Genomic DNA, 11,283 nt, shown 5'->3' on the forward strand with positions numbered 1-11,283 from the left:
TGTGAGTATTAACAGTATTAATAACTTAAATTGATTAAGAATTATGGCATATGTAATTGGTGACGACTGCATCGCTTGCGGTACATGTCAGGGTGAGTGCCCAGTAGAGGCTATTTCTGAGGGTGAGAAGTATTCTATCAACCCCGATCTCTGCACAGAGTGTGGTACTTGTGCTTCTGTTTGTCCCTCTGAGGCTATCAGCCTTCCCTAATAAGTTTGGACATAGTGAAAGTATAGCAGGTGTTTCCTTATTGGAAACACCTGTTTTCTTTATTGGAAACCAATGTTTTCTCACTTAGAAAACACCATTTTCTAACTTGGAAAATACTCACAAAAAAAGAGATGTTCAGCAGTGAACACCTCTTTCTTTGTATTGTAATGCTTGAATTACTTCAGATCACGAATCTGCTGTGCAGCAGCATAGTTGGGGTCGATAGCCAGGATCTTGTTGGCATACTCCTTAGCCAGTGGCTTGTTCTTACCATACAGGAAAGCGTTCGACATCAAGTAGTGCAAGCTATACTTCAGCATGGTGTCCTCACCCTTGGTGCGGTCGGCCTTACCCTCCAGCAGCTCTACAACCTTCTGGTAGTCGGCCTTGGCAAGACCCTTCTCACCATTCTTGTCGAGCTTGTTGTTCATGGTAGCGCACTGATAGGCAACGTATGTTGACTGGATGGGGAACTTCTCACCCATAGCGCGATAAGCCTCGATAGCCTTACCAATCAGTTCAGCCTTGCGGCTTGCATCCTCGTCAGCATACTTTGAGTAGATCTTTGCTACACCTTCCATATCGTCAGAGTTTACATCGGGCTTGCAAGCGATGTACTGCTCGTAGTACTTGATGGCGTTCTCAAACTCCTTGTCCTTCAGATAAGAGTCAGATACACTCTTCAGGATAGCCCAGCGCTTGATCATTGACTGATCGTTAACCAGCTCAAGAGCCTTGTCATAGTGAGTGTACATGTTAGCCTTATCCTCCAGAGCCTGATAGATCAGTGCTGTATAGAAGTGGTCGTACTCAGATACCTTGGCGCTATCGGTCTCGAAGAAATACTTGTTGATGTAGCTCTTGGCAGCCTCGTAGTTCTTCAACTCATAGTTTGAGAACATTGCCAGACGGTTGAATGTTGGGTTGCGTGGCTCCAATTTGATACCAGCCTCGGCAGCGCGGAGAGCATCCTGGAAGTGACCAGTGAAATAGCTACAACGTACGAACTCGTTCAGTCCTAACTTGTCGAGTTTGTTGATATCGGCCTTAGCATAGTTTTCGTAGGCAGCCTTCTCGTCACCAGCCAGCATATAGATATGTGCGGTGATGGCATCTACGTCCTCGTTAGGGCACTGAGCCTTCATATCCTGCAACTTCTTGGCAGCCTGAGTTGGGCTGATCTTACGATAAACCATGGCCCACTTCTTGTAACCCTCAGGATTCTTGGGGTCGAAGGTAATAGCCTGGTTGTAGTAGCCAGCAGCCTTACCACCATCAGTACCGTAAGCCGACTCGATATCGCCTAACAGCAGATATGCGGGTGCATACTGATACTTAGGTTTGCCAGCCTCATTGGCATAGTTGGCAAACATTCGTGCATTAGCTGTATCCTTCTGAGCATAGAAGGCCTGACCGATCTTAATCAGCGCAGCAGCGTCCTTCTTGTTCTTCTTGTAGGCAGCTTTTGCTAACTCGGCTACATTGGGAGCCTTTGACTTAATTCCATCGAGAGCAGCATTGAGCTCTGCTTCCTGTGCATTAGCGGCGGCGCTGAAACCTGTCAGCATCGCACCCATTAATAGATATTTAATTGCTTTCATAATTCGTGTTTTTTTAATTCTACTTTGTTTACTGTTCTTTCTCTTATGACGTTTATATTTGATTTTGGTTTAATCACTGCTTGTTGACAATCACATCTCTAACGTTCATATTGGCTGTTCTTGGGAGCAGTCCGAAGCGCAGGATGATTTTCTGTCCTTTGGGTAGCTGTACAAAGTGAGTAAAGCTACTGGGCACGCCGTTACGTGTGTCATTTAGCAACGCATAGATGGTGCGACGTAGGGGATAATTGCCATTATATAAATAGTACTGATAGGGTTTCCAACTGTTGTATTTCGTTGCCGAATCGAGCTTTGAAACGCCCATCACTGTTATATTCTTCTTAAAGGTCACGTTGGTGGTGTCGCGCTTGTCGTTCAGCCAGTTCGAACCTATAATACCCAAAGAGTTTGGATGGTTCTCAACATAGTCGATAACGGCAGCACTTGTTTTGGCTGCTCCGATGTTGGGGGCGCTGAATTGTTTGCCACCAAGGATGGAGTCTACACACCAACGTACGGTGCTTGAGAGTGGATTGTCGAATACCACATCAATGACTCCCAGTTTGTTTTGTGGGTATATCTCGTCCCACTTGGTAATCTCGCCCTTCAGCACTCGTGCAAAATCCTTGATGGTGATGCAAGAGTCGGGGTTTGAGTTGTTGACGATGATGGCCAGACCGTCGTAAGCTACAGGTATGGCTCTTGGCAGGAATTTCTGGCTGATCAGTGTCTGGCGCTCTTTCTTCGTGAAATCACGTGTGGTGAAAGCCAGCCATGTTTCTTTGTTCATCAGTTTCTTAACAGCATCCTGCTCGTTGATATAAACGGGTGTGATGGAGTCGAGTGTCTGATTAGTGAAATAATATAGTTCTTCGTCAATGATAGGGTAGAAACTTTCATCGGCTGTCAGTATGCTGGCAGCCTTCTGATAAGCTTGCTCCTTTTCAGGATTAGGCTTGTTCCCACATCCGGGGAACAAGCCTAATATCAAGGTTAATCCAACTAATTGTGATAATTTGTTGAATGCGTTCATTTCAGATTTTGTTGAACATTACTGCAGACGGAATGTAACAGGTACGGTGTACTTTACACGTACTGCGCTACCGTTCTGCTTACCAGGAATCCAGTGTGGCATTGACTTTACAACGCGCTGTGCCTCCTTGTCGAGTGATGGGTCAACGCTTCTTACAACCTTTACATCGGTGATAGAACCATCACGCTCTACAACGAAGGTTACAACTACACGACCCTGTACACCGTTCTCCTCGGCTACTACTGGATACTTGATATTCTTAGACAGATATTCGAACAGAGCTGCACTACCTCCAGGGAACTGAGGCATTTCCTCTACCACGTCAAACACCTTGGTCTCTTCAACCTTTGGTGGCTCGGGCTCAGCAATAGTCTCCTTTACCTTGAGAACCTCACCAGCTGTCTCGTCGTTACCTTCAACGTTGAAAGCACCGATAGCGGTGTTGGTTTCCTGCAGTTCTTCCTGAGACTTCATCTCCTGCTCTTCCTTAACCTCTTCGTCCTTCTTGATTTCAGGAACGGTGAAGGCTACAGAGCTCTTGACGCGCTCAATCTCAATCTTCTCGGGTTCGGGCTCATCTTTCTTTTCCACCTTAGCCTCTTTCTTGTCAGCCAGACTGGCCAGCTCAACGTCGGTTTCGATGGCTGCGTTACGGGAAGCGATGTAATTATCGATTTGCACCTTTGCAATCACGATTGCTGCGATAAGAGCAAATATAGCAATCATGGTCAGCAGTGCCTTCAAGTTACGGGTTCCCGTCTTCTTGCGCAATTGATAAGCTCCGTATGCCTGGTTTTTACCTTCGAATACGAGGTCAACCCAGCTGTTGTCAATAAGATCTATTTTTGCCATAGTCTATTCTACATTTTAGGGGTTACTTGACGCCAGCCTTCTCGATAAGTGCCTTATCGTCGTCACTCATCTTGTCGACATTGTCAATCACATACTTATCAATATTGCTAATGAGCATCTCGTCGAGTGCAGCAACCATATTCTCATAGGTAGCTGTGTTCAGAGGACGGATGATGACGGTCATAGTAGGAACCTTCTCGCCTGAGGGCAGTTCACCCTTCTTCAGCTTCTTCAGAGCTTCCTGATACTGCTCGTCGGTCATCTTTGAGTTGTACTCATTCTTCTTCGCATCGAGCTCCTTCTTAGCCAACTTGATCTTGGCGATAGGGTTGATACCCTCTTCAGTAGTGTGCTCGTTGAGAACCTTCTCGATACCATCCTTACCATAAGTGGTGGGCTTTACGCATGAAGGATCGTCGTAGTTGGGCAGACCAGCTACATACCATACCTTATTGTTAGCACCCAGATAGAGTGTGATGGTGTGAGAAGCCTTTGTTACCTGCTTCTCTTCTTCTTTCAGCTGCGATGTGTCATCGTTTGATGGCATAGTCAACTGCATAGCCTGTGGCTTTGCCAGTGTAGTACACAGCATGAAGAAGGTAATAAGAAGCATCATCATGTCTACCATTGGCGTGAAGTTCACGCGGGTATCCATCTTTTTCTGCTTTGATAGATTCTTTTTTGCCATAATACTACTAGTCGTTTAAACGTTTAACATCGAGATTCGTAATCAGCTGGAAACGGTTCTCGTTCATGTCCTGGAGCTCTGACATCAGCTTCTTGATGGTTCCATAAGAAGTCTTTGAGTCGCACTTGATGGCGAGCTTGATGTCGGGGTTAGCCTCGCGGGCTGCTGTCACCCACTCCTGGAACTCACTCTTACCACCGTTGATACTATCGAGCGGCAGTCCGAGCTTCTGGATGGCCTCGCCCATCTTTTCTGTATCGAGGTTCAGATAGTTAGCAAGCTGAGCCATTGGCGCACCAACCATAGCATCCTCACGGAAGTGCTTGATCTGGTTGGCATTCAGCTGGATACCAAACTTGTCGGTCATGGTCTCCATCATAGCCTGCATGTTATTCTTGTTTTCGGTACCGCAGTAGATGCGTCCTTCTGGAGTTACCAGAATGTTGAGCACATCCTGCTCTGGTATCTTAACCTCTGACACAGAATTAGGCGCTGTGACTGAAACTGGCTCTGGTGTCAAGAATGTTGAAGTCAACATAAAGAAACACAGAAGCAGCGTCATCACGTCTGACATAGGCGTCATGTCAATCCAGATGTCTTTTTTCTGTATCTTAATTTTAGCCATTCTCTAAATGCTTTTTAATGCGTTAAAAAAATGGATAAAGATTAAGCCTCGTTGTGGTTAGAATCGTATGTAGCGGCGATTGTGTAACCAATCTCGTCGAGAGCGAATGTCAGCTTGTCGATCTTGTTTGAGAAGAAGTTGTAAACTACGGTAGCTACCCATGATGTCAAGATACCAGAAGCTGTGTTAACCAGAGCCTCAGAAATACCTGCAGACAGAGCCATAGAGTCAGCACCACCACCAGCAGACAGAGCCTGGAATGATCCGATCATACCGAGCACAGTACCGAACAGAGCGGTCAGAGTACCGAGTGATACGATGGTTGCAACCATTGGGAGGTTCATCTGCAGAGTAGGCATCTCAAGCTGAGTAGCCTCCTCGTGAGCCTGCTGGATCTTAGCAATCTTAGCAGCCTTCTTCAGAGTATCGTTAGCCTCAACATCCTTATAAGCAGCGATAGAAGCCTTAACTACGTTAGCTACAGAACCCTGCATCTTGTCGCAAAGCTTGTCAGCCTCATCGAACTTCTGAGCCTTGATGAGTTCCTTAACCTGAGCGGTGAACTTGGCGAGGTTAATCTTACCAGCGGCGCTCTTGATAGCGAAGAAACGCTCGATACCCAGGCAGATAACGGTGAAGAGAAGAGTCAGGATCAGACCTACAACGAAACCTCCCTTATATACAGTACCCAGCAGGTTTGCAGGATGACCGCTACGGTCGCCACCAACGAAGTTGCTGGGATCACCCATAACGAAGTACCATACACCATAACCAAGAGCTGCACAAATTACCAAGATAACCCATGCTGCCTTAATACCACCAAAGCCCGAATTCTTTTTGGCTGGGGCTGCAGCCTTTGTTGTTGTTGCCATAATTAAAAATAATTTTTTAGTTATTATAAATAAATAAAGATTTGTTTCACCTCGCAAAAGTAGCAAAATAAAGCGGAATACAAGCTAAATTAATACATTTTAACTAAGAATTTCCGAATTATTTTAGTTTTGCTACCACTTCTTTGATGCGCTTCATGGCTTCCACAATGTTTTCATCGCTTGTAGCGTAGCTCATTCGGAAGCATTCAGGATCACCGAAGGCGTCTCCACCAACCGTTGCGACATGACCTTTTTCTAACAAATACATGGCGAAATCGGTCGAGTTATTGATAGTGGTTTCACCATCGCTCTTACCAAAGAAACTGCTGCACTTGGGGAAGAGGTAGAAGGCACCTTCTGGCACATTTACCTCAAGTCCGGGGATGTCCTTTGCCAGCTTGACAATGAGGTTACGACGGCGCTCAAAAGCCTGGCGCATATCCTCTACACACTGCTGATCGGCCACATAGGCAAACTCAGCGGCTTTCTGACTTACTGAGCAGGGACCGCTGGTGTACTGTCCCTGAAGCTTGTTACAGCCCTTGACAATCCACTCTGGGGCGGCAATATAGCCAATACGCCAGCCTGTCATCGCATAGGCTTTAGATACACCGTTTACGATGATGGCACGCTCCTTCATGCCAGGGAACTGGGCGATACTCTCATGCTTGCCGATATAGTTGATGTGCTCATAGATCTCATCTGCCAGTACAAACAGGTCGTCGTGCTTCAGGATGACATCGGCTAACGCCTTCAGTTCAGCCTTGCTATAAACGCTACCTGTTGGGTTGCTGGGTGAGCAGAGGATAATCATGCGTGTCTTGGGGGTGATGGCTGCCTCTAACTGCTCTGGCGTCATCTTGAAGTTCTGGTCGAAACCGGCCTCTACGAACTTGGGAGTACCACCAGCCAGCAGTACCATCTGGGGATAGCTCACCCAATATGGGGTTGGGATAATGACTTCTTCGCCATCATTCACCAGAGCCATCACTGTGTTGCACACACTCTGTTTGGCACCATTGCTGACCAGAATCTCATTGACGGTGTAGTCCAGCTGGTTCTCGTTCTTCAGCTTGGCTACGATAGCCTTGCGCAGATCGGGATAGCCTGGGACGGGAGAATAGCGTGAATAATTCTCGTCAATAGCTTTCTTGGCTGCCTCTTTGATAGCATCAGGTGTATTGAAGTCGGGTTCTCCAACACTCATGTTAATTACATCGATACCTTGTGCCTTCATTTCGGAGCTTTTCTGAGACATTGCCAGCGTGGCCGATGGGGCTAAACGCTGCAGACGATTGGATAATTGTGCCATATTATTCTAAATTTTGTGCAAAATTACGCATTTTATTTTTTAATACGAAATAAATGTGCCAATTTTTCACTTTCAGGAGTGAATTTGTGGCATTCTGAGTGTTATTTCAGATGGAGCGTATGTCCCATACGGTTCTTCTTCGTCTCCAGGTAACGCAGATTATACTGGTTGGGAGTAACTTCGATGGGCACATTCTCTATGATTTCGAGACCATAAGCCTCCAGACCTACGCGCTTTACGGGATTATTGGTCAGCAGACGCATCTTGTGTACGCCGATGTGGCGCAGCATCTGCGCACCACAGCCGTAGTCGCGCTCATCGGGCTTGAATCCTAAGTGTACGTTGGCGTCGACAGTGTCGAGACCTTCCTCTTGCAGTTTATAGGCGGCAATCTTGTTCATCAGACCGATACCGCGACCTTCCTGCTGCATGTAGATGACCACGCCTTTGCCCTCTTTCTCGATGGCCTGCATGGCTTTGTGCAGCTGCTCACCGCAATCGCAGCGCTTGCTGCCTAAGATATCGCCTGTCATACATGACGAGTGGACGCGTACCAGTATAGGCTCGTCCTCCTGCCATTCGCCCTTGATCAGGGCCATGTGCTCCAGACCATTACTCTTCTGGCGGAAGGGTATCAAGCGGAAGTGACCGTAATCCGTGGGCATATCCACCTCTTCGCCTACTTCAATCAATGACTCCTTCTTCAGTCGGTAGGCAATCATATCTTTGATACTGATAATCTTCAGATTCCACTCTTTGGCAAAGGCCATCAGTTCGGGCATACGGGCCATGGTGCCATCCTCATTCATGATTTCCATCAGTGCGCCTGCTGGGTAGAGACCTGCCATGCGACAGAGGTCGATGGCGGCTTCAGTGTGTCCGCTGCGTCGCAGCACACCGTTGTCTTGGGCGTAAAGGGGATTCACGTGTCCTGGACGTCCGAATGTCTCAGGCGTGGCGGTCGGATCAGCCAATGCTTTGATAGTTTCTGCGCGGTCGTGAGCACTTACACCGGTGGTGCAACCTTCGAGTTTATCCACGGTGACAGTAAATGGAGTGCCAAGTACTGAGGTGTTGTCCTGTACCTGATGTGGCAGGTCCAGTTCCTTGCAACGCTCGATGGTGATAGGTGCGCAAAGCACGCCTCGCGCGTGTTTCAGCATGAAGTTTACTTTCTCTGCTGTTATCTTTTCGGCGGCGATAATCAGGTCGCCTTCGTTCTCGCGGTCTTCGTCGTCTACAACAATCACGAACTCACCCTGCTCGAAGTCCTTGACGGCTTCTTCTATGCTGTTCAACTTCATCTTTTCCATTTTATTACACCTTATTTATATATAGTAGTTAATCCTTATGCTTTTTTGACTCCTTGTCGCGTGCCAGTTCATATACGAATGGCATCTTCTCTAAATCTTCGAACGACTTAGGTGTTGGTGGTGCGAATTTGGCCGCACGTTCCAGTATTCTCTCGTTGGTCTCCAGAATGCGGTTCAGGTCTTTGCGCAGACGCAGACGGAACCGACACATTCTCAGATAGAAGAACGCACCAAGTGGCAGAATCAAACCTGTGATGATGTTCAGCCACTTCTGGCGGAACGGACGGGTGTGCGCATGGGTAGCCACGATGGGGTAGTGGTTCAGGTAACCCAGTATCTGTGCATCCTTGGTATTGGCCAGGTCGTCGATGACTTCTTCCAGCTGTTCTACAATCTTCTGGATCTTCTGGTCGTCACCAGGGTGGAAGAACACGTGGATGGGGTTAGGCAGATGCAACAGCTTGTGCTCCTCGCTATATTGTTTGATTTCCTGACTGATCTGCAGCAGATAGTACGAGTCGAGTGCATAGATAGGATCCTCGATGATCACCTCCTTGCGATAGACGTGGCGGTGTGTTCTCAGACCGAATATACGCATGAATACCTGCTTGTACATGTCGATGTTGAATACCACCGAGTCGTTGTTTGCCTTATAGGTAAAGAAGGCAGCGATAGGTGCCAGGACAACGGTTGATATCGTCATGCCATACCATACGGTCCATTGGTCGTCGCGTGCCATCTTCTGACCTGTACTGTCCAGAATGTAGTACACAATAAATACCAGTACGGATATGATGACAGGTACACCCAGTCCTCCTTTACGGATGATGGCACCAAGGGGCGCTCCGATAAAGAAGAAGATAATACAGGTTAGGGCCAGTGTAAATTTAAGGATGGCCTGAATCTGGTGTGTACGGAAATAACGATGCAGATTTTTGGCATAGGTGCCCTTCATCTCCAGGTCGGTAGCGCACGATTGGGCGTTGTTGACCGCTACACGCATAGCCGCTTGCTTCTGGTTGTCGTTTAACTTGTTGAATAGCGAGTCGAGGGTGGTGTGGCCTCCTGCCAGTTGCTGGGCTATCTTTGTTGAGTCGCTTGCCGATACACTGGCCTTTCTGAAGAAGAAGCTGGTTCCCTCCTTATAGTAGGCACGACCTACACTGTCATTAAACTCCTGCAGTGAGTCCTTGTCGTGCAGGATCTTACCTAAACTCTTCGCTCTCGCGTCGCCTGCGATATCGTTGACATCAGCCATGCTGAAACCGCCGTCAAAGTCGAGGACGATGCGTTTGGTGACGAATGTTTCGCGGCGATAGGGTACGTCGGCAGTCCCTGCCAGATCCTGCGAGCGCATATTCTCGTTCCATACACCATTATATAGTGTAAGTAACAAGTGCTTCTTCTCTGCAGTGCTCTGCATCATACCCGAGTCGGCCAGGATGATGGCCTGATCCTCGTAGCTGCCAGTCATACGGTAGATCATGATACCGTATAGCATACCTGTGTTCAGGTCTTTCTTCTGTACGTAGATGTTCGTGTTAGGCAGACCGTCGTAGAACATGCCCTCAGGAATCTCAACCTCGGGGCTTTTCTGTTTCATACCCAACAGCAGACGGTAGAAGTCCTGGTTAGCCTGTGGACCAACCACGTTCTGGAAGTAGAATGAAACGCCAGCCATCAGTACAGATATGATGATAAGCGAACGGAAAGCCTGCATCAGTGAGATGCCAGCCGCCTTGATGGCGGTCAGCTCAGAACTCTCGCCTAAGTTACCAAAGGCAATCAGCGATGAAAGCAGGATGGCCAGAGGGAAGGCCTGTGGCATCAGCATCAGGCCCATGTACCAGAAGAACTGGGCCATCACCTCCAGTGAAAGTCCTTTACCAATCAGTTCGTCAACATAACGCCATAGGAACTGCATCATCAGCACAAATTGGCAGATGAAGAAGGTTCCTACAAACAGCATTCCGAACTGTTTAGCGATGAATATGTCCAGTTTCTTGATTCGAAACATTTGCTCTTTTGCAATTTTGGCTGCAAAATTACAAAAAAAATAGTGAATAGTGAATAGTCAATAGTGAAAAGTTGTTTCCCCTTGTGTTTTTTTCACTATTCACTAATCACTATTCACTCATTATAGTCCACTTGCTCTGTGCAGTCGGTCAAGCATGCTCTCCCACAGAATCTTGAGACCGTCTATATCGTCGTCATCGGCAAAGTCTGTGATGAGCAGGTTCAGTTGGTGGGTCAGGTCGCTTTGTGCTATTCGCATCTCAAAGTAGGTATCATCGTCTTCCTCGTCCCATTTCAGACGGATGTGGTCAAATTTCTGGGCTTCGATGACGTGTGCCACTCTCACGTCTTGTTCTGTCCATGGTTCTCCCCAGGTAAAAGTGAAAATCCCGTCTTCTTCGGTGACGTGGTCTGCAAACCAACGCTCCAGTCCGTGAGCGCTACCTATCTGTTCCCATATTAATGCTGGCGACTTGATGGCCAATGGATATTCTATGTCTATTTTCTGCTTTCCCATATGTTTTTGGGTTAGGATTACTGATTTTAGTATTGTTTTATGCGGCAAAATTACAAAAAATCTTCGAAAAACAAAACTTTTTGCCGAAAAATTTTGGTAGTTCCAAAAAAAGTACTACCTTTGCACCCGCAAAACAGCAAATGGCGGGATAGCTCAGCTGGTTAGAGCGCATGATTCATAATCATGAGGTCCCCAGTTCAATCCTGGGTCCCGCTACCAAAAGAGAGGCAGTTAGATTCATTT

Annotated in this window: 11 protein-coding genes and 1 tRNA gene; 2 read left to right on the plus strand and 10 right to left on the minus strand. The window is 47.3% G+C overall.

Annotation, left to right across the window (positions count from 1 at the left end; translation table 11 throughout):
- Nucleotides 1-43 precede the first annotated feature (43 nt).
- A complete protein-coding gene (locus tag T491_RS17285) occupies nt 44-211 on the plus strand; it encodes a 4Fe-4S binding protein (RefSeq protein ID WP_013065171.1) in 168 nt (55 codons plus the stop codon).
- A 176-nt stretch (nt 212-387) separates the two neighbouring features.
- Here the strand turns inward: T491_RS17285 and T491_RS0100645 are convergent, their stop codons facing one another.
- From T491_RS0100645 to T491_RS0100690, 10 genes are all read right to left on the minus strand, one after another.
- On the minus strand, nt 388-1,812 hold the full coding sequence (locus T491_RS0100645; RefSeq protein ID WP_155949977.1) for a lipopolysaccharide assembly protein LapB: 1,425 nt from the start codon (nt 1,810-1,812) through the stop codon (nt 388-390).
- A 73-nt stretch (nt 1,813-1,885) separates the two neighbouring features.
- Entirely contained in the window at nt 1,886-2,845 is a 960-nt protein-coding gene (locus tag T491_RS0100650) for a PstS family phosphate ABC transporter substrate-binding protein (protein WP_028902165.1), read from the minus strand.
- An 18-nt stretch (nt 2,846-2,863) separates the two neighbouring features.
- On the minus strand, nt 2,864-3,697 hold the full coding sequence (locus T491_RS0100655; RefSeq protein ID WP_028902166.1) for an energy transducer TonB: 834 nt from the start codon (nt 3,695-3,697) through the stop codon (nt 2,864-2,866).
- A gap of 22 nt (nt 3,698-3,719) precedes the next feature.
- Nucleotides 3,720-4,385 carry a biopolymer transporter ExbD gene (locus tag T491_RS0100660; protein WP_028902167.1) on the minus strand — a complete coding sequence of 222 codons (666 nt, stop codon included), beginning with the start codon at nt 4,383-4,385 and terminating at the stop codon, nt 3,720-3,722.
- A gap of 7 nt (nt 4,386-4,392) precedes the next feature.
- On the minus strand, nt 4,393-5,010 hold the full coding sequence (locus tag T491_RS0100665) for a biopolymer transporter ExbD (protein WP_028902168.1): 618 nt from the start codon (nt 5,008-5,010) through the stop codon (nt 4,393-4,395).
- 41 nt (nt 5,011-5,051) lie between these two features.
- On the minus strand, nt 5,052-5,882 hold the full coding sequence (locus tag T491_RS0100670; RefSeq protein ID WP_028902169.1) for a MotA/TolQ/ExbB proton channel family protein: 831 nt from the start codon (nt 5,880-5,882) through the stop codon (nt 5,052-5,054).
- A gap of 118 nt (nt 5,883-6,000) precedes the next feature.
- Entirely contained in the window at nt 6,001-7,194 is a 1,194-nt protein-coding gene (locus T491_RS0100675) for a pyridoxal phosphate-dependent aminotransferase (protein WP_028902170.1), read from the minus strand.
- A 101-nt stretch (nt 7,195-7,295) separates the two neighbouring features.
- Nucleotides 7,296-8,507: a bifunctional 3,4-dihydroxy-2-butanone-4-phosphate synthase/GTP cyclohydrolase II gene (locus T491_RS0100680; protein ID WP_028902171.1), complete on the minus strand. Its 1,212-nt coding sequence runs from the start codon at nt 8,505-8,507 to the stop codon at nt 7,296-7,298.
- 28 nt (nt 8,508-8,535) lie between these two features.
- Nucleotides 8,536-10,524, minus strand: coding sequence for an LptF/LptG family permease (locus T491_RS0100685; protein WP_028902172.1), 1,989 nt, complete (start codon nt 10,522-10,524; stop codon nt 8,536-8,538).
- Between the two features lie 120 nt (nt 10,525-10,644).
- Entirely contained in the window at nt 10,645-11,040 is a 396-nt protein-coding gene (locus tag T491_RS0100690; protein WP_028902173.1) for an START-like domain-containing protein, read from the minus strand.
- A gap of 142 nt (nt 11,041-11,182) precedes the next feature.
- Between T491_RS0100690 and T491_RS0100695 the strand changes: the two genes are divergently transcribed.
- Nucleotides 11,183-11,259, plus strand: a tRNA-Met gene (locus tag T491_RS0100695).
- Nucleotides 11,260-11,283: the final 24 nt, after the last annotated feature.

The sequence above is a fragment of the Prevotella sp. P6B4 genome (assembly GCF_000619985.1).
Classification (GTDB): domain Bacteria; phylum Bacteroidota; class Bacteroidia; order Bacteroidales; family Bacteroidaceae; genus Prevotella.

What these genes read in the sequence shown, in the direction of transcription:
- T491_RS0100670 (WP_028902169.1), bottom strand. Translation starts at nt 5,882, where the DNA reads ATGGCAACAACAACAAAGGCTGCAGCCCCAGCCAAAAAGAATTCGGGC.
- T491_RS0100655 (WP_028902166.1), bottom strand. Translation starts at nt 3,697, where the DNA reads ATGGCAAAAATAGATCTTATTGACAACAGCTGGGTTGACCTCGTATTC.
- T491_RS17285 (WP_013065171.1), top strand. Translation starts at nt 44, where the DNA reads ATGGCATATGTAATTGGTGACGACTGCATCGCTTGCGGTACATGTCAG.
- T491_RS0100645 (WP_155949977.1), bottom strand. Translation starts at nt 1,812, where the DNA reads ATGAAAGCAATTAAATATCTATTAATGGGTGCGATGCTGACAGGTTTC.
- T491_RS0100675 (WP_028902170.1), bottom strand. Translation starts at nt 7,194, where the DNA reads ATGGCACAATTATCCAATCGTCTGCAGCGTTTAGCCCCATCGGCCACG.
- T491_RS0100650 (WP_028902165.1), bottom strand. Translation starts at nt 2,845, where the DNA reads ATGAACGCATTCAACAAATTATCACAATTAGTTGGATTAACCTTGATA.
- T491_RS0100680 (WP_028902171.1), bottom strand. Translation starts at nt 8,507, where the DNA reads ATGGAAAAGATGAAGTTGAACAGCATAGAAGAAGCCGTCAAGGACTTC.
- T491_RS0100665 (WP_028902168.1), bottom strand. Translation starts at nt 5,010, where the DNA reads ATGGCTAAAATTAAGATACAGAAAAAAGACATCTGGATTGACATGACG.
- T491_RS0100685 (WP_028902172.1), bottom strand. Translation starts at nt 10,524, where the DNA reads ATGTTTCGAATCAAGAAACTGGACATATTCATCGCTAAACAGTTCGGA.
- T491_RS0100690 (WP_028902173.1), bottom strand. Translation starts at nt 11,040, where the DNA reads ATGGGAAAGCAGAAAATAGACATAGAATATCCATTGGCCATCAAGTCG.
- T491_RS0100660 (WP_028902167.1), bottom strand. Translation starts at nt 4,385, where the DNA reads ATGGCAAAAAAGAATCTATCAAAGCAGAAAAAGATGGATACCCGCGTG.